The 18,281-nt window shown below is 51.7% G+C and carries 15 protein-coding genes; 8 read left to right on the top strand and 7 right to left on the bottom strand.

Translation table 11 applies throughout. From position 1 onward, the window contains the following. From P1P89_17645 to P1P89_17620, 6 genes are all read right to left on the bottom strand, one after another. Positions 1-629: hypothetical protein (locus P1P89_17645; GenBank protein ID MDF1593341.1), on the bottom strand; the 629-nt coding region annotated here is incomplete at its 3' end. Positions 630-1,418: 789 nt separating this feature from the next. Further along, the gene (locus P1P89_17640) at positions 1,419-2,588 is read right to left on the bottom strand and encodes an acyl-CoA dehydrogenase family protein (GenBank protein ID MDF1593340.1); all 1,170 of its coding nucleotides are present in this window, start codon (positions 2,586-2,588) and stop codon (positions 1,419-1,421) included. Between the two features lie 249 nt (positions 2,589-2,837). Continuing rightward, positions 2,838-3,389: a cupin domain-containing protein gene (locus tag P1P89_17635; protein ID MDF1593339.1), complete on the bottom strand. Its 552-nt coding sequence runs from the start codon at positions 3,387-3,389 to the stop codon at positions 2,838-2,840. An 8-nt stretch (positions 3,390-3,397) separates the two neighbouring features. Beyond that, positions 3,398-4,246, bottom strand: coding sequence for a 3-hydroxybutyryl-CoA dehydrogenase (locus tag P1P89_17630; protein ID MDF1593338.1), 849 nt, complete (start codon positions 4,244-4,246; stop codon positions 3,398-3,400). 132 nt (positions 4,247-4,378) lie between these two features. Further along, positions 4,379-5,554, bottom strand: coding sequence for an acetyl-CoA C-acetyltransferase (locus tag P1P89_17625; protein ID MDF1593337.1), 1,176 nt, complete (start codon positions 5,552-5,554; stop codon positions 4,379-4,381). A gap of 181 nt (positions 5,555-5,735) precedes the next feature. Next, entirely contained in the window at positions 5,736-9,011 is a 3,276-nt protein-coding gene (locus P1P89_17620; GenBank protein MDF1593336.1) for a methylmalonyl-CoA mutase family protein, read from the bottom strand. Positions 9,012-9,559: 548 nt separating this feature from the next. Here P1P89_17620 and P1P89_17615 point away from each other — a divergent pair. From P1P89_17615 to P1P89_17600, 4 genes are all read left to right on the top strand, one after another. After that, positions 9,560-10,708 carry an acyl-CoA dehydrogenase family protein gene (locus P1P89_17615; GenBank protein ID MDF1593335.1) on the top strand — a complete coding sequence of 383 codons (1,149 nt, stop codon included), beginning with the start codon at positions 9,560-9,562 and terminating at the stop codon, positions 10,706-10,708. Positions 10,709-10,914: 206 nt separating this feature from the next. After that, positions 10,915-11,697, top strand: a complete 783-nt coding sequence (locus P1P89_17610) for an enoyl-CoA hydratase-related protein (GenBank protein MDF1593334.1) — start codon at positions 10,915-10,917, stop codon at positions 11,695-11,697. A gap of 185 nt (positions 11,698-11,882) precedes the next feature. Further along, positions 11,883-12,902 carry a pyruvate carboxyltransferase gene (locus P1P89_17605; protein MDF1593333.1) on the top strand — a complete coding sequence of 340 codons (1,020 nt, stop codon included), beginning with the start codon at positions 11,883-11,885 and terminating at the stop codon, positions 12,900-12,902. 53 nt (positions 12,903-12,955) lie between these two features. Continuing rightward, positions 12,956-13,594 carry a cupin domain-containing protein gene (locus P1P89_17600; GenBank protein ID MDF1593332.1) on the top strand — a complete coding sequence of 213 codons (639 nt, stop codon included), beginning with the start codon at positions 12,956-12,958 and terminating at the stop codon, positions 13,592-13,594. Between the two features lie 92 nt (positions 13,595-13,686). On the opposite strand, the gene P1P89_17595 is transcribed toward P1P89_17600, so the two are convergent. Next, a complete protein-coding gene (locus P1P89_17595; GenBank protein MDF1593331.1) occupies positions 13,687-14,847 on the bottom strand; it encodes a radical SAM protein in 1,161 nt (386 codons plus the stop codon). Positions 14,848-14,949: 102 nt separating this feature from the next. Between P1P89_17595 and P1P89_17590 the strand changes: the two genes are divergently transcribed. Genes P1P89_17590 through P1P89_17575 form a run of 4 tightly spaced genes read left to right on the top strand, consistent with a single transcriptional unit; the run spans position 14,950 to position 17,939 of the window. Next, positions 14,950-15,495: an arginine decarboxylase, pyruvoyl-dependent gene (locus P1P89_17590; GenBank protein MDF1593330.1), complete on the top strand. Its 546-nt coding sequence runs from the start codon at positions 14,950-14,952 to the stop codon at positions 15,493-15,495. After that, positions 15,456-16,376, top strand: a complete 921-nt coding sequence (gene speB / locus P1P89_17585) for an agmatinase (protein MDF1593329.1) — start codon at positions 15,456-15,458, stop codon at positions 16,374-16,376. Before P1P89_17590 ends, speB begins: the two co-directional genes overlap by 40 nt. Positions 16,377-16,428: 52 nt before the next feature. Further along, positions 16,429-17,316: a 1,4-dihydroxy-2-naphthoate octaprenyltransferase gene (gene menA / locus P1P89_17580; protein MDF1593328.1), complete on the top strand. Its 888-nt coding sequence runs from the start codon at positions 16,429-16,431 to the stop codon at positions 17,314-17,316. Then, entirely contained in the window at positions 17,313-17,939 is a 627-nt protein-coding gene (locus P1P89_17575) for a type II CAAX endopeptidase family protein (GenBank protein ID MDF1593327.1), read from the top strand. Before menA ends, P1P89_17575 begins: the two co-directional genes overlap by 4 nt. Positions 17,940-18,281 lie beyond the last annotated feature (342 nt).

The raw sequence follows: 18,281 nt of genomic DNA, 5'->3' as shown, positions 1-18,281 counted from the left end.
AATTTAGGGCAGTAATATTTTGTTTGATTCCACTCAGGCAGTTGTTTTAAATTCACAATAAATTGTCGCCTGATCAAATCGGTTTGTTCATCTTGCAATGGTCCTAAAAATAAAATGTCTTCTAAAATAATACATGCCCCAGTCCTAAGGGTGCTTAAGCCTGCATATGTCTTCCACACAACTCGACCATCTGCCTTTTTGTTGATTTCATATCGTTGAAGCCTGAAATTAAAATTCTCACCTGATATCACGGAGAAGGAATCATTCGAATCGCCACCGGTGCTATCTGAAAAAGCTATGGTTTCCTCCTCAGATCCTTGGTCGAACACCCATAATCGCATTTCTTTTCGTGAAACTTTTTTGCCGGTTTTACAGTGGAATATTTCGATATTTTCACAATAGTATTTCGTCTTCATCCAGTCAGGGAATGATTTAAGATGATCAATGAACTCCGACTTTAAAAACCCATTGTGATGGCTTTCAGCCGTTCCGATGAAAAGGATCGCGCCTTTCCTAAAGCACCGTCCTTCTTGGAACTTACCTAACCCAAAATGAGCTTCCCAACTCAATTCACCGGTATCGGATTCAATGATTTTGTACTCACCCAATTTGTAAAAATTTTCTTTCATTTCAATTGGTTCAATAGTTCATTTTTTCATTGCACTTTACAGTATTATTTTATGCACCTCGAATAAAGCGATGCTGATGATGCCAGCAAAAACAGATCCATATTCTGTATTGTTACTGGCAGATATGTTTAGGAAATCAACAGAGCAGGGATAGTTTTTTTAAGTAAATCGGTATAGATGGGGCTATTTCGCAGGCATAAAATGAGTCTAAAGGTTTAAGGATATGATAGTCGGAAGGGTAACCGACAAGAGCAGAAAGGATGAACTGGCTTTCGAGGATTTTAATATTAGGTGTCCGGGTTACAGATTTGGCTACTTTAAGATTTTGGCCCTTTTCCAAATCGCAGCCTTTACATAGATTGTCTGGACAACGCTTATGAAAAGGGAAATTCACCTTTGTTTTTGGTTTAGGGTGAAGACCATGCAAACAGGCCTGTCCGCAGAAACAGGCATCGGCTATCACACCGTTTGCGAAAATACCTAAGGTAAGAAACAGAATAAGTAGTATTTGGAATATTCTTAGGTTTCCCAATAGCGTCCTACCTCCATATAGCTACTTTTTAACTTACAGCCGTTTATTCCGACAACTTTACATCAAAGATACTTGCATTATTGAGAAGTCTTATCACCGTATAGGATACAAAAGATAGTCTTTAAAAATTATGTTTCGGCAGAAATAGGCGTTACGTAAAACTAAACCCCACTTCTGAAAATCCGAGAAATGGGGTTTCGATTCAATTCATAGCTCCACCTTTTTATATTAGGGCGGTTCAGAGCACAAGATTTAGTTCACGGTTTGTGAACATCAGCAACGCGCTTGTCCTTGAGGATGTGGTTGGATATCACCACCCGCTGAATCTCGGAAGTCCCTTCGTAGATGGTGAAGACCCGGGCGTCGCGGTAAAACCGTTCAACCGCGTAGTCCTTGATAAAACCATAACCCCCGTGGATTTGAAGCGCCTGGGCGGTCACCCGGTTGACCGCTTCGGAAGCGAAGAGCTTGGCCATGGAAGCCTGGGCGGTATAGTTTTTGCCGGTGTCTTTCAGGGCGGCGGCGGACAGCATCAGTTGCCGGGCGGCTTCGATTTCGGTGGCCATGTCTGCGATCATCCAGCGCAGACCCTGAAATTTTGAAATCGACTGACCGAACTGGGTTCTGTCCTTGGCGTACTTGACGGCGGCATCCAGCGCAGCTTGACCCACCCCGACCGATTGGGCGGCGATGCCGATTCGGCCGCCGTCCAGGGCCGTCATGGCGATTCTAAAGCCGTCTCCTTCGGCGCTTAACAGATTTTCCGCCGGGATGCGGCAATCTTCAAAAACCAGATCCACGGTATCGGATGCGCACAATCCCATTTTATCTTCGACGTTTCCCACCATCAGACCGGGGGTGCCCTGTTCGACAATAAAGGCGCTGATGCCTTTATGCCGCTGGGCCTCATCGGTTTTGGCCGTTACAATAATAAGGCCGGCATTTTTTCCGGTGGTGATGAAACGCTTGGTTCCGTTTAAGATATAGGTGTTTTTATCGCGAACCGCGAGAGTCGACTGGGCGGCCGGGTTGGAACCGGCATGGGGCTCCGTCATGGCAAAGGCGCCGATCTTTTCGCCCGACGCCAGCATTTTTAAAAACCGTTTTTTCTGGCCGGTGTTGCCGTAGCGGACCAGGCTCTCACAAACAATGGAATTGTGAACGGACATGACCACGGCGGTTGAAGCGCAGGAATAGGCAATTTCAGACAGCGCCAGCACATAGCTGACCGTATCGGTGCCTTCACCGCCGTATTCCGCCGGAACCATCATTCCCATAAGCCCAAGCTGTGTCATCTTTCTCAGATTGTCGGCCGGAAATTCTTTGGTTCGGTCGCGTTCCATGGCGGTGGGAAGAATCACCTTACGGGAAAACTCCCGGACCATGGCCTGGATCATGAGCTGTTCGTCGTTGAGTTGAAAGGTCATGTTTCCTCCGGAGCCGATTGGAGCGAGGCTCATTGAAAGGGGTCCGGGGTTCGAGGGTTTAAGGGATTAAAAAGTTCACGGTTCAGGGTTCAAAGGTTCCCGGTTCATAGTTCACCATTCACCATTAACAATTAATAGTTCACGGTTAAGAGGTTAAACGTCTTAAGTGTTTTAAGCTTTTCTACTTTTCCTGACTTCTGACTTCTGACTTCCGTCGTCTCACCCCTTGTCCCCTGGAATCCTTCATTGTTACGGTCCATATATAACCACCAGCAGCACGGCCTGTTTGTCGCTGATGTTCCGCAACTGGTGCCGGATGCCCGAATTGAAATGGAGCGAATCTCCCTCTGCCAGGACATTTTTATGCTCCCCCACCGCCACTTCCACCTTACCCGTCAGCACATACACAAACTCCTCGCCCTCGTGCTGGTAACCGACGCCTTTATGATCCTGCAGCGGGTCAATCGTGACACGAAACGCTTTCAGATGCTTATTCTCAGCCCCAGGCGTCAGGGTCGTATAAGCATAACTTTCGGTCCGCTTGGCATAGGCCTTGATGCGGCTTTTCAATTTGGATTCCTGCTCTTTCAGGAAAAAACCGGAGTCGATCTCCAGCGCCCTTGAGATCTGCAGCAAGGTTCCCACCGGCGGCATCTGCCGGCCGGCTTCGATTGCTTTTAAGTACTCGATGGAACAGCCGGTTTCGTTGGCTATGCGGTCAAGGGGAATCTTTTTTTCAAGCCGTACCTTTTTTATCTTTTTGCCCACCGGGGACAGGGCTGTTGACTTTTTCCGCGGCATAAGGCCTCCTAATATTCATAAAATCCGCGTTTGGTCTTGCGGCCCAGCCAGCCTGCCTCAACGTATTTCCGCAAGAGCGGGCAGGGGCGGTATTTGGAGTCGCAGAATCCGGCATACATCGTTTCCATGATGGCCAGGCAGGTGTCCAGGCCGATCAGGTCTGCCAGCGCCAGGGGCCCCATGGGATGATTCATCCCCAGCTTCATGACCGTATCGATATTTTCCCGGGAGCCGACGCCGTGATACAGACAGTAGACCGCTTCATTGATCATCGGCATCAGAATGCGGTTGGCGATAAAGCCGGGAAAATCATTGGCTTCCGCCGGGGTCTTGCCGAACGCAAGCGCCAGGTCCCAGGTTGTCTGAAAGGTTTCATCCGAAGTCGCCAGTCCCCTGATGACCTCCACCAGTTTCATGACCGGCACCGGATTCATAAAATGCATCCCGATGACTTTTTCGGGCCTTTGGGTCTGGGCGGCGATTCTTCCGATGGGAATCGATGAGGTGTTGGTGGAAAGAATGACATGGGCGGCACAGATTTCATCCACGTCCTTGAAAAGTTGAAACTTGATCTTTTCGTTTTCCGTTGCCGCTTCCACCACAAAGTCGGCAGCGGCCATGTCTTTTAATGCCGTACTGGTTTTGATGCGACCGAGTATTGCGTTTTTAACCGCATCGCTCAACTTGCCTTTTTCGACGCTGCGGGCCAGGTTTTTGGAGATGGTATTCAAACCGCGTTCAACAAATTCCGTATTGATGTCATTCATGATGACATTGAGCCCGCTCGCAGCGGCGACCTGGGCGATGCCGTTTCCCATCTGACCTGAACCGATCACTCCGAATGTTTTAACTGCCATTTGATTTTTACCTCCGCATGATGTAATAATTTTCAGTGACAAGTTATCAGTGACAAGTGACGAGTAACGAGTAACCAGTGATAGGCGAAAAACTAGACCGGCTCGCTTTTACTTGTCACTCGTCACTTATGGCTATCTTTTCACCACCATGGCAACAGCTTCCCCGCCTCCCAGGCACAGCGATGCCAGGCCGATCTTTTTATCCTGCCGGATCATTTCATGGAGCAGGGTAACCAATACCCGGCAGCCGCTGGCGCCGATGGGATGGCCCAGAGCGACACTGCCGCCATTTACATTTACCTTGGCGGGATCTAATTTGAGTTCCCGCAGGACCGCCAGCGTGGACCCGCTGAAAGCCTCGTTGATTTCATATAAATCCACATCTTTTCCTGAAATGCCTTCTTTTGCCAAACATTTGGGTATGGCCCAGATAGGCGCCACCAGGACATATTTCATGTCGATCCCATAAGACGCCTGGGCGCCGATGGTCGCCAGAACCCGGCAGCCCAGTTGGGCCGCTTTGTCTTTGGACATGACCACCACGGCTGCGGCGCCGTCGCTGATTACCGAAGCGTTGCCGGCCGTGGTAACCCCGCCTTTTTTAAAGGCCGGCGACATCGCAGCCATGAGTTCATCGTTTGTTTCCCGGGGGCATTCATCCTGGCTGAATATAACCGGATTGCCTTTGCGCTGGGGAATCTCCACCGGTACGATTTCATCATTAAATCTGCCGGAAGCGACTGCGTCCAGGGTGCGCCGGTAGGACTCCACTGCATATCGGTCCTGGTCTTCCCGGCTGATGCGGTACTTTTCAGAACAGAGTTCATTCGAAATGCCCATATGAAAATCGTTGACAATATCCCACAGTCCGTCCCGAATCATGTGATCCTGAAGCGTGCCCGGACCCATGCGGTATCCGAAACGGGCTTTTTCGAGAAAATAGGGGGCCATACTCATGTTTTCCATGCCGCCGGCCACCACCACATCGGCATCCCCGAGTTGGACGGCCTGGGCAGCCAGCATAACCGCCTTCAAGGCCGAGCCGCACACCTTGTTGACGGTGATGCATTCAGTCTCCCATGGCATATCTGCCAGAACGGCGGCCTGTTTGGCCGGGTTCTGGCCGTAGCCGCAGGGGAGCACCAGGCCCATAATGACTTCATTCACGTTTTCCTTTTTGATGCCGGCTCGCTTGACCGCCTCGGCAATCACGAGGGCCCCGAGTTTGGTCGCACCCAGATTGCCCAAGGACCCGTTAAAGTTTCCCAAAGGTGTTCGAACCGCACTGACAATCACAGCTTCTTTCATTGAATCGTCTCCTTCCAATAATTTTGTCCGTAGTCAGTTGTCCGAGGTCAGTAGAAGGATGAAAATCTATATTATTTCCATGGACTCGTAACCGGCAACGGACAACGGACAACAGTCAAATCGATTTTTCGCCAAAATGAACTTAAAGTAAATAGAAAAAAGGTTAAATGGTAAAAAAAGATTACATATTGCGGCGGTACTTGCCGCCGACCCGATACAGCGCCTCGGTGATTTGACCCAGCGAGCAGACCCGGACCGTCTCCATGAGCTCGCTAAAAATGTTCTCTTCGGCCAGGGCTACTTGTTGCAGCCGCGCCAGGGCTTTAGCGGCCTTTTTTTCATGGCGCTTTTTAAACTCGGACAGCCGGCGCAGTTGCGATTTTTTTTCAGCTTCGGTCGCCCGGGCCAGATCGACGCTTTCAGCCCATTCATCCAGATTGGCATCCGGGTCGCGGAAGGTGTTGACGCCGATGATGGGCAGTTTGCCGGTGTGCTTTAAATACTCGTAATAAAGGGATTCTTCCTGAATCTTGCTGCGCTGATAGCCGGTTTCCATGGCGCCCAGGACCCCGCCGCGCTCTGAAATTCTGTCAAATTCCATCAAGACGGCTTCTTCCACCAGATTTGTGAGTTCCTCGACAATAAAGCTGCCCTGGTTCATGTTTTCGATTTTGGCCAGGCCCCACTCACGATTAATGATCAGCTGGATCGCCAGCGCCCGCCGGACCGATTCTCTGCTGGGCGTGGTGATGGCTTCGTCGAAGGCGTTGGTGTGCAGGCTGTTGCAGTTGTCATAAATCGCGCACAGGGCCTGCAGGGCCGTACGGATGTCGTTAAACTGAATGTCCTGGCTGTGCAGGGATCGGCCGGAGGTCTGGATATGATATTTCAACATTTGCGATCGGGCGGAGCCGCCGTATTTAGCGGCCATGGCGATGGCCCAGATGCGGCGCGCCACCCGTCCGATCACGGTATATTCCGGGTCCATGCCGTTTGAAAAGAAAAAGGAGAGGTTGGGTGCGAAACTGTCAATGGGCATCCCCCGGGAAAGGTAATACTCGACGTAGGTAAATCCATTGGCCAGCGTTAAGGCCAGCTGCGTAATGGGGTTGGCGCCGGCTTCGGCAATATGGTAGCCGGATATGGACACAGAGTAAAAATTGCGGACATTGTTGCGGATGAAGTAGTCCTGGACATCTCCCATCATCTTCAGGGCGAAGTCGATGGAAAAAATACAGGTATTCTGACCCTGATCCTCCTTGAGAATATCCGCTTGAACGGTCCCGCGCACATTGGTCAACACCGCCGTCCGGATCTTTTGATACGTTTTTTTGGACGGCGCCTTGCCGGTCTCAACCGTGTATTTGTCCACCTGTTGATCGATGGCGGTATTCAGAAACATGGCCAGAAGTATCGGGGCAGGACCGTTGATTGTCATGGAGACGGAAGTGTTGGGCGCCGACAGGTCGAACCCGTCATACAGGATCTTCATGTCATCCAGGCTGCAGATGCTGACGCCGGAAGTGCCGATCTTGCCATAAATGTCCGGACGCTTGTCCGGGTCCTGCCCGTACAAGGTGACGGAATCAAACGCGGTGGACAGACGCTTGGCTTCGGATTCGGCCGAGAGCAGCTTGAAGCGCCGATTGGTCCTGGCCGGGTTGCCTTCGCCGGCAAACATGCGGGTAGGCTCTTCGTCCATCCGTTTCAATGGAAAAACACCGGCGGTATAAGGAAATCGTCCGGGTACGTTTTCTTCACGGAGCCATTCGAAAATTTTGCCCGGGTCTGTATAACCGGGCAAAATGATTTTGGGTATCCTTAGATGGGCCAGGGACTCCGTAAACAGCGGGACACGGGTTTCACGGTCCCGGACCTGATATGTCAATTCCGCCTTTGAGTAGGTTTCTTTGATATCCTCCCAATCTTGAGTCAGCCGGCGGGTTTCTTCCGCCAAGGCCTCTTCCGCCTTTGCCACCTCCTTTTTAAGACGTGCGAAAATTTCTGCCGAACCGTCTTGGCCGACGGCGCCGGCAGCCTCGCGCAGGTGCCAGGCCTTGCGAATGGCAGCCGCCTGGGTGTGGGTTTGCAAGTGATAGTTTCTGACGATTTCGGATATTTCCGAGAGATAACGGGTCCGCTGGGTCGGGATAATGATGGTTTTGGAGGTAGATGTTTTCAGGTCGGGCTCGGGCAGACCGGATTGAAAGGTCATACCGGTCTTGGCCGCAATGCTATCCAGGATCGCATGGTATAAAGCGGTCACGCCGTCATCATTAAATTTTGAGGCGATGGTGCCGAAAACCGGCATATCTTCAAGGGGCGCTTCCCAGAGATGCCGGTTGCGCTGGACCTGTTTGCGAACATCTCTAAGGGCGTCTTCCCCCCCGAGTTTCTCGAATTTGTTTACCACGACCAGTTCGGCGTAATCGAGCATGTCGATTTTTTCCAGCTGCGATGCAGCTCCGAACTCACTCGTCATCACATAAATCGGCACATCCGAGAGCGCGGTAATATTTGAATCGCCTTGTCCGATGCCCGCGGTTTCAACGATGATCAAATCAAAACCGGCCGCTTTCACCACATGAATTGCATCTCCCAGGGCTACAGGGACTTCTGTGTTGGATTGACGGGTTGCCAGCGAGCGCATATAAACGCTTCCGTCGCCGATGCTGTTCATGCGGATGCGGTCGCCCAGCAGGGCTCCGCCGGTTTTTCGTCGGGAGGGATCACAGCTCAAAACGGCGATGTGGATATTCTTGTTGTCGTGCAGGAGCCGCAAAATGATCTCATCCGTCAACGATGATTTGCCGGAGCCGCCGGTGCCCGTGATGCCCACCACCGGCACTCTACGTTTTCCGGTCTTTTGTAGCAACTGGGACCGTATCCGCTCAAGCCGGCGGTCGTCCTTGCCGGATGAAGCCTTCAGCAATTCCACAGCGGTGATATATTGGGCGATGTCCCTTTTGTTTCGGCAGGACAGATTCTTGATGTTTAACTTCTCCGGCCGGCCGGTTGCAAAATCGATTTTGCTGACCAGGTCATTGATGAGGCCCTGAAGCCCCACTGCGGCGCCATCTTCCGGCGAATAGATTTTGGCAACGCCGTAAGCTTCCAGTTCTCTGATTTCTTCCGGTATGATCACACCGCCGCCGCCGCCGAACACTTTGATTTGGCCGGCGCCATTTTCGGTCAGCAAGTCCAGCATGTATTTGAAAAATTCAACATGGCCGCCCTGGTAGCTGGAGACGCCGATGCCTTGAACATCCTCTTCAATGGCGGCAAATACAATTTCCCGGACGCTGCGATTGTGACCCAGATGAATGACCTCGACGCCGGTTTCCTGGAGGATTCTGCGCATGATGTTGATGGAGGCATCATGGCCGTCAAAAAGAGCTGTGGCCGTTACAAAGCGGATATGATGCTTGGGACGGTATGCTTTGATTTCGGTATCCATTCTTTCCCCCTTTTTGTGTAAAAACTTCATCAACGGCAACGGCGGCTAAAAAAAAGAGGATCTTTTTAAAAAAGCAGGTGTCTCTCAGAAGCATGCTTGCGCGGTCAGCCTAACATGCATTTGATTTTTTCGTCAAGTTTTTACATGCCCCAAAACCCGATATCGGTTTGGCATAGAAAGCACTTGACAGAAATAGAGCAACAACACTAAAATATTGATATTTATGCCTGAGCGCGCGGTCATTTTCGGGAATTTCCATTGCCATGAAAAGGGCGCTCCTCTCTTGATTGACACACGCCCGAGCCTATCTTTCGATCTAATGCGGCTCTCAATAAAATGTATAGCAGAACGATTATTCCCTAAAATAGAAGACTGTTTTATAGAAATCATTTTTTTCAGAAACAAGCGAGTCCCACAGCGGCACCCATAAATTGGAAATTGCCTCCAGTCCCGCCTTGACAGGATGGGGTATGCGCCCGCTGTTGCAGTCCAGGATATATGATCAACCCGGGCAATAGGCCTTTTACAATGCGAAAGAGGAGGTGCCCTTGAATTTCGATTTGTCTAAAGAGCAGGAGATGATTCGCCGCGAGGTGCGTAAATTTGCCCAAACGGAGATTATGCCGGTGGCATCCGAGCTCGAGGAAAAAGAGGAATTTTCGGCTGAATTGACCCGAAAAATGGGAGAGATCGGTCTATTCGGCACCTTTGTTTCAGAAGAATATGACGGCCAGGGCATGGATTATTTGTCCTATATTATTGCCGTTGAGGAAATCGCCCGGGTGGATGGATCCCAGGCGGCAACCATCGCTGCGGGCAATTCTTTAGGGATTGCGCCGATATACTATTTCGGTACAGCGGCGCAAAAACAGAAGTACCTGCCCAAGCTCTGCCGGGGGGAAGCTCTGTGGGGGTTTGGCCTGACGGAGCCGACGGCCGGGTCCGATGCCGGCGGCAGTAAAACCACTGCAACCCAGGACGGCGACGAGTGGGTGCTGAACGGATCAAAAATATTCATTACCAACGCGGCCTGTGAGATGTCCATGGGCGTTACGGTTCAGGCGGTTACCGGAAACCGGCCCGGCGGCAAACCGGAATATACCTGTTTTCTGGTTGAGCATGGCACCCCCGGGTTCAAGGCGCTTCCCATGCATCGGAAAATGATGTGGCGGGCGTCCAATACGGCTGAGCTTTTTTTCGACAATGTCCGGCTGCCCATGGACGCTATTCTCGGCAATAAAGGAGACGGTTTTCACCAAATGCTCCAAACCCTTGACGGCGGCCGCCTTTCCATCGGCGCCATGGGACTTGGCGGCGCCCAGGGGGCCTACGAGGCCGCCTTAAAATATGCCAGGGAACGGGTCCAGTTCGGCCAGCCGATTTCAAAATTTCAGGCAGTGGCCTTTAAGCTGGCCGACTGCGCCCTTGAAATCGAATGCGCCCGAAACCTGATGTACAAGGCCTGCTGGCTTCGGGATCAGAACAGACCCTTTGGAAAAGAGGCTGCCATGGCAAAACTGTACTGTTCGGAATTAATGGGACGCGTGGTCAACCACGCCGTGCAGATTTTTGGCGGCTATGGCCTTATGAAGGACTATCAGGTGGAACGATTTTACCGGGACCATAAGATTCTGGACATCGGCGAGGGCACATCCGAAGTTCAGCGGATTGTTATTTCCCGCTTTATCGGCTGCTGACAGGAGGGGATTGTGGATTGATGATTGGTGATTGTTGATTGGCGATTGGAAAGACTCTTAAATTTAAAATCATCAATCATAAATCAAGAATCAGAAGGACAAGAGGGTTGCGGATTGATGATTGTTGATTGACGATTGGGGAAACCCTTAAATCAACAATCATAAATCAACAATCAACAATCAATATGCGGAATGGATGGTGAAAAATGACTGAAAATATTCTATTGACCGAAGAACAAAACGGGATTTTGATACTGACCTTAAACCGGCCGGGGGTAATGAATGCCTTTAATTTCGCTCTGCTGCATGCCTTGCGGGAACAGATTGAAGCCGTTCGTTTTCGGCCGGAGGTAAGGGTGCTTATCGTTACCGGCGCCGGTCAAAAGGCTTTCTGCTCCGGGGCGGACTTAAAGGAGCGCGTCTCCTTGAGTGATATTGAGGTAAGAGAATACATAACGACCATCCGTAATCTTTTTACGGACATCGAGCAGCTGAACAAGCCGGTTATCGCGGCCGTTAACGGGATTGCACTGGGCGGCGGGACCGAACTGGCCCTGGCCAGCGATCTGCGGATTGCATCGCTCAGCGCCACCATGGGACTGACGGAAACCCGTCTGGCCATTATTCCGGGTGGCGGCGGGACCCAGCGGCTGCCGCGGCTGATCGGAAGGGGAAAGGCCAAAGAATTGATATTCACCGGCCGGCGGGTAGATGCCCAGGAGGCGCTGCAGATCGGGCTGGTGAATAAAATCTGCGAACCGGCCGACCTGCTGGGGGAATGCCTTAAAATGGCCGCCATGATCTGTGAAACCGGTCCCATTGCCGTCGAGCAGGCCAAATACGCGATTAATTACGGGCTTGAGACGGATATCCATACGGGACTGGCAATTGAATCAAATGCATACTGGATCACGATTCCCACCGAAGACCGTCTGGAAGGGCTGGCGGCGTTTCGGGAAAAACGAAAGCCGGTGTATAAGGGAAAGTGATTGAAGATCAATGATTGTTGATTGGCGATTGATGATTGAAAAACCTTTAAATTGAAAATCATCAATCATAACTCAACAATCAGCGGGGGCAGGTGATTGAGGATTGCTGATTGGAAAAACCATTACATTAAAAATCATAAATCAACAATCGCCAATCAACAATCAAAAAAAGGGGGAGGATTTTGATGGCTCAAATGAAATACCCGAAAAAAGTGGTTTTAGGCGACATTACCGTCAGGGATGGATTTCAGCATGAAGAGAAATTTATTCCCACCGAGGCCAAGTTATGGGTGGCTGAACAGTTGATTCTGGCAGGGTTTAAACGGATTGAAACCACCAATTTCGGAAATCCGAAGGGAATGCCGCAGTTTAAAGACGCGGATGAATTGTCCAAACTGCTCAAGGCAAGCAAAAAAGTGAAACATCTGATAGACGACGTTGAAATCACCACCATTACGATTCGTGAAAAAGCGGTGGAACGGGCTATTGAGGCGCGCAAGGAAGGGTATGGACCCGATCGGATCCTTTTTATGGTGTCCACCAGCGAATCCCATCATATCAAAAACTCCGGTCTTTCGCTGGCGGAATACTGGAAGATGTGTGAAGCCTATATTCCCAAGGCCCATGCTGCCGGCATAAAAGTGTGCGGAACGGTCAGCACCATCTGGGGGTGTCCCATTGAAGGGCCGACGGAAATGAAAAAGGCGCTGGAATTTACCCGCCGGTGGCTGGATATCGGGGCGGATGACATTGAGCATGCCGACCACGACGGTTCGGCGCCGCCGAATAAGGTTTATGAATACTACGCCATGGTCCTAGATGCTATTCCGGACACGACCAAACATGTGGCCCATTTTCATGTCACCCGGGGCTGGGGCCTGGCCAACATCCTGGCAACCCTCCAGGCAGGCATCACCCATTTTGAGTCGACTTTGGGGGGCACCGGCGGACAGCCCGCTAATTTTATGGACGGGGTTCCGGTGGCAGGCACCGGTGAATACTATTATGCCGACCCGAGCATTACCGGCCTGGTCTGTACGGAAGACTTGGTGGTAATGATGGATGAGATGGGAATCGATACGGGCCTTGACGTAGACAAGGTGCTCCAAACCGGCCGCATGCTGGAACGGATCGTTGGAAGGCGGTTGCGGTCGGAGTGCGCCCACACCGGCCGGATACCCAAGGAATTGACCGGACGTAAATAAAGAATCCTAACCCGGAGGGGAATTGCCTTGTTGGAATTTCAGGGGAGAAAACCATGAAACAAAAGAACGAGAAGCCTCACATTAATGTCGATTTTTTTGAAGACCTGACCGGTGCTATCTCTAATGAAAAACCGGGGCGGACGGAAGGGATCGGGCGTCGGGTCCGAAAACTGAGGGAGGAGAAAGGGTTGTCCCTCGACGAGCTTTCCAAACTGACGGGATTTGAGGTCGAACTTCTGGCAAATATTGAAGCGGATAAAATTCAGCCCCAGCTGGGTACGGCCATCAAACTTTCCAAGGCGCTGGACAGCGCCTTAGGCCGTCTGGTCTCAGGTGTCGGCGACAAACTCTATTCCGTAACCCGCAAGGCCGATCAGAAGGTGGTTTCGCGCTCCACCGCCCGCAAAGGCAGCAAACAGGTCTATACCTATAAGAGCCTGGCGCCGGAAGTAAAAGGGCGTCACATGGAAGCCCTGATTGTTCAACTTGAAGAAAATCCTGAAAAGAAAAGGTCCGTCCATGACGGCGAAGAATTCATTTACGTTCTGGGCGGGCAGGTTGTGCTGGACATCGGCGGGGACACTTATCAACTGGAGCCGGGGGACAGTGCCTATTACCTCTCCACCACCCCCCATCTGATTGCGTCCAAAAGCGGTAAAGCCACCATACTGGCGGTTCTGTATGAAGGATAAAAGCCATTTCCATTCTCTACCAGTGGCATGGATTGAGTCTTTTCGTTTTCAGGCGAGACGATCATGCTTTGGGTAAGGTTTTAAAATGGCTTTTATATATATTGATCCGCCAAACCGCTGATCAGGTCGTCAACCCCTTTGGCGCCTTCTTTTGACCGGACATCCTCAACCAGGGCTTTTATCTTCCGGTAGGTCTGCGGATCCCGCTCCAGATCGTCGGTGGAGCGGTAGGCCCCGCCGCGGCGGCCGACCCGGTAAATCAGCCGGTCGATTTCGGAAAGCGCCTGATACTTTTTGATGGCGTCCAGCATCCGGCCTTTATCTTCAGGGAGTTTGCCGCTGACGTCTTCCAGCAGATTCATGATGTGGTCGCTGGTGACCGTGCTGGTGATGCCGTCCAGGTTTTCAATAAAGCATTTGATTTCTTCAGCCAGCATGTCATCGGTCTGCACGCTGAAGCTGCCGTCCTGGAGTTTCCGGTAAAGCGGAACCCGCCGGGGCACCCGCAGGCTGCGCAAGCGGATGAAGTGGGGGTTGATCTGATTGAGAACCCTTGCCGTTGCCAGGGCATGCGCCTGCCACATTTCCTCACCGCCAAGCCCGGGCATTACGTACTCGGACAGTTCGATGCCGGCTTCCAGCAGCTTGCGGCCGGCCGCGACATGCTGGTCGCCGGTGACCCCTTTTTTCATAAGTTTGAGCAGGGGGTCGTAGCCGGTTTCCAGCCCGATGTGGACCCTGTCCAAACCGGCCGCCCGGATCTTCTTTAGGGATTCCAAAGACTTGCGGATGACGGTGCGTGACCGGGAGTAGGTGGTTATCCGGATGATTTGCGGAAATTTTTCTTTTAAAAATTTCAAGACCTCCAGCAGATCATCGGTTTTCATGATCAGGTTGTCGGCATCCTGCAGAAAACAGGCATTTGTGCCGTAATACAGCCAGCCGGCGATGCTGCGGTAACTTTCACTGTTGCCGGGATCATCTATAACTGCGCTGATGACGGCATCGTTGATGTCGCCGCTGTAGCCCTGCTTCCAGGATAACGCCTTGATATCATCGGCAATGTTCCGGGCGGCCTGTATGTCCTGCTTGATTTCTTCAACCGATCTCAGGGAAAATTTGCGGCCTTTGTATACCGGACAGAAAAGGCACCGATTCCAGGGGCAGTTTCGGGTCAAGCGCAGCAGCAGGCTTCTGGCTTCATTGGGCGGACGGATCGGCCCCTGTTCAAAATTGATTGGGTATTGCTTCATAAAACGAACCTTCATGTTTTTTAATTTGACAAAATGATGTTTCCCAATTTATAAATACCAGCTTTGGGATTATTATATACCACCTGAAGAGGAGGGACAACCATGTCTGTTCCAAGATATATGTTTTTTACCAAAGGGGTCGGTGTCGACAGGGAGAAACTGGCGTCTTTTGAGAATGCCCTGCGGGATGCACGCATTGCGCATCTCAACCTGGTTACGGTTTCATCCATTTTCCCTCCCCACTGTCACATCCTTGACATCGATACCGGGTTGACCCGTCTGGAACCGGGTGAAATTACCCACTGCGTGATGGCCAAGCAGGAGATCAAAGAACCCGGCAGAAGGATCGTGGCCAGTATCGGACTGGCGCTCCCGGCGGAAAGCGGACGTTACGGATATCTTTCCGAGCATCACGGTTTCGGGCAGACTGAAACCGAAGCGGGCGAGTATGCCGAGGATCTGGCCGCATCGATGCTGGCCAATACCCTGGGCATTGAATTCGATGCGGACAAGGACTATGACGAGCGCCGCAACATCTATCAGATGTCGGGTAAAATCGTCAAGTCCCAGCATACCAGCCAGGGCGCCATGGGGGCTGAAGGAAATCTGTGGACAACCGTTCTCGCATCGGCGATCTTTATCGAGTGATGAAATGCCCCGAGTATATAAATTTCGGAGGGGACGAAGTCCCGGCCGTTGATATGTCCCAAGCCGACATCGTTGTCCTGCCGCTGTGTTATGAACAGGCAGTGTCCTACGGGACCGGCAGCAAGGACGGCCCCTTTCATATTCTGGATGCATCCGTGCAGCTTGAAAGCCTGGACGAGGAAAGCCTGGTGAACTGGGGCAGGTTTCGGATCCACACCGCCGCCCCGCTGATACCGTCCGGAGATCCCGAAACGGCGGTTCTCCAGATGGAAAGCGCCGCGGCCCATGTTATTTCCCAAAAAAAGTTTCTGTTGTCCCTTGGCGGCGATCACGCCGTGTCCATCGGTCCGATACGGGCGGCTGCCGGACAATACCCGGATATCGGGGTGCTCCAGTTTGATGCGCACCTGGACCTGCGCGATAAATGGAACGGCAGCCGTTACAACCATGCCTGTGTCATGCGCCGGGTTGCCGAAGATATCGGGGTTCCCATGGTCCAGGTCGGGATACGTTCATTTTCCCAGGAAGAAGCGGACTATATCCAGCTAAAAGGGCTTCAACCGGTTTTTGCGCATCTGATTGATCCGTTGGATCAGTCCTGGGTCCAAAATGTTATAGAAGCGTTGCCCCAGAAGGTCTATTTAAGCATCGACCTTGATGGACTTGATCCCAGTGTGCTTCCCGGCACCGGTACGCCGGAACCCGGCGGCCTGAGCTACCGGCAACTGGTTAATTTGATCAAAGCGGTGGGGCGCTATCGGACGGTTATCGCTGCCGATATCACCGAACTGGCCCCCATCGAGGGCTCCCACGTTTCCGAGTTCACGGCCGCAAAAATCGCCACCAAGATATTCGTCAATTGTGCCAGAGTTGACATCTGAGGCCAGCATTCATATTTTATTCTAAATTTTATAGTTCGGGGGTTTTCTGAAAATGAATATTTTTCGCAACTGGTTTCTGGCCAGCCGTCCCTGGTCGTTTACCATGACGGCCATATCGGTCAGCGTGGGAGCAGCCCATGCGGCCGTGGACGGATATTTTTCCTGGCCGCTTTATCTGTCGACACTTGCCGGCATGATTGTCTTGCACGCCGCCACCAATCTGATGAATGATTATTATGATGTTCAAAGCGGTGTGGACAACCTGGATGTTTCGACCGCAAAATATCGCCCCCATCCCTTGCTGGAGGGAAAACTTCGCCCCGAACAGGTTCGCAATGGCGCCTATCTGCTCTACGGCATCGCCGCTGCTGTGGGAATTTATTTTGCGGCAACCCGGGGGTGGGTTATTCTCGTTATCGGAATCGTGGGTGTTGTCGCCAGTTATTTTTACACGGCGCCGCCCTTCAGATACAAATATAACGCCCTGGGAGAATTTTCGGTTTTTCTGATGTGGGGGCCACTGATGGTTGAAGGCGCCTATTTCATTCAGCGGCAAAGCTTCAGCCGGGAAGCACTGTGGATATCGCTGCCGTTTGGATTGCTGGTGGCGCTGGTTTTGCTGATTAACAACGTGCGCGACATCAGCCATGATCGCATGAAAAACGTTCGGACCCTGCCGATCCTGATCGGTCAGAAAAACGGGATTCGACTCTATGTAGCGCTGGTGGTTTCGGCGTATTTTGCCGTTTTGTGGATGTCTCTTTTGGGACCGTTGCGCTTATGGTCGCTGTTGGTACTGGTTTCACTTCCCCTTGCATTTAGACTGCTGCGCCAGATGAAGCGTGAAATACCGCTGGATGCCGATGCCAGAACCGCCCAGCTCGACACCGCCTTTGGCATCCTGCTGGTGGCATCGCTGGTCCTGGAGAACATCGTTTGAGCGGGAATGATTTTCGCTCCTCGACAGTGGCCGGAACGGTCGCTTTGGCGGCTGTTTTTTGGTTTGTGACCTTTTATCTGACCTGGAGCACGTTCTGGATTAAGATTTCCTTCTCAGCAGCCTCTTTGGCTGTTATTTCTTTCCGGTTGCAGCCGGAACCATTTAAAGAAATAAAATTTGACCTTAAAGCCGTCCTCCTCGGAATCTTAACGGCCGCAGCGCTTTATTTTATTTTTTGGCTGGGCAAGAAAGTTTCCACCGTATTGTTTCCCTTTGCCGAACACCAGATCGGATCCATTTATAACAAGGGGGAAGGGACGCCCATGGGCGTGATCGCCGCGTTGCTGTTTTTTGTGACCGGTCCCTGTGAAGAGCTCTACTGGCGGGGATTTCTGCAGCGCAATCTCATTAAGCGTTTCGGCGGCTGGCAGGGCTGGCTCCTGGCCACAGCCGTCTACGCAGGGGTGCATATCTGGTCTTTTAATTTTATGCTCATCGGCGCGGCTGCCGTGGCCGGTCTCTTTTGGGGGGCGTTATACTGGCGCTTGGGCAACCTCGCGCCGGTAATCATATCCCATTCGATCTGGAGCACCGTTGTGTTTGCAGTGCTGCCCATTCCTTAATTCAAATACGCAGAAATAAAATCTTGCCCAGAGTGGGTTTGCTTGGTTGGAATAAAAAGGCAGGGCCATTGCTGCCGAGCCGATCGCTTAACGTGTTGAAAACTTCTTAACATTTGTCCCCCTATCGGATAGAATCTGGTAGGGGGATTTTTATGCTCAAAGGATCAAACCAACTCGATGAACGTGTTCCGGTGGAAGTCGGTACGATTCAGGTCAATTTCTGCAAGAATCCGCAATGCCAGAATTTCGGCATACCAGCAAGTACGATTAGGCAGCCCAGAGGCCCAGGAGCAGCGGAACGTGGTAGGGATACTTATAGCGTAGTTGGTTCAGGCCGAGGCA

This window comes from Desulfobacterales bacterium, assembly GCA_029211065.1.
In the GTDB taxonomy this organism is placed as follows: domain Bacteria; phylum Desulfobacterota; class Desulfobacteria; order Desulfobacterales; family JARGFK01; genus JARGFK01.
This window is presented reverse-complemented; position numbering and strand designations above follow the sequence as displayed.

Coding starts and splice junctions, on each gene's coding strand:
- P1P89_17600 (MDF1593332.1), top strand. CDS start 12,956: ATGAAACAAAAGAACGAGAAGCCTCACATTAATGTCGATTTTTTTGAA.
- P1P89_17595 (MDF1593331.1), bottom strand. CDS start 14,847: ATGAAGCAATACCCAATCAATTTTGAACAGGGGCCGATCCGTCCGCCC.
- menA (MDF1593328.1), top strand. CDS start 16,429: ATGAATATTTTTCGCAACTGGTTTCTGGCCAGCCGTCCCTGGTCGTTT.
- P1P89_17620 (MDF1593336.1), bottom strand. CDS start 9,011: ATGGATACCGAAATCAAAGCATACCGTCCCAAGCATCATATCCGCTTT.
- P1P89_17590 (MDF1593330.1), top strand. CDS start 14,950: ATGTCTGTTCCAAGATATATGTTTTTTACCAAAGGGGTCGGTGTCGAC.
- P1P89_17630 (MDF1593338.1), bottom strand. CDS start 4,246: ATGGCAGTTAAAACATTCGGAGTGATCGGTTCAGGTCAGATGGGAAAC.
- P1P89_17610 (MDF1593334.1), top strand. CDS start 10,915: ATGACTGAAAATATTCTATTGACCGAAGAACAAAACGGGATTTTGATA.
- P1P89_17635 (MDF1593339.1), bottom strand. CDS start 3,389: ATGCCGCGGAAAAAGTCAACAGCCCTGTCCCCGGTGGGCAAAAAGATA.
- P1P89_17625 (MDF1593337.1), bottom strand. CDS start 5,554: ATGAAAGAAGCTGTGATTGTCAGTGCGGTTCGAACACCTTTGGGAAAC.
- P1P89_17640 (MDF1593340.1), bottom strand. CDS start 2,588: ATGACCTTTCAACTCAACGACGAACAGCTCATGATCCAGGCCATGGTC.
- P1P89_17605 (MDF1593333.1), top strand. CDS start 11,883: ATGGCTCAAATGAAATACCCGAAAAAAGTGGTTTTAGGCGACATTACC.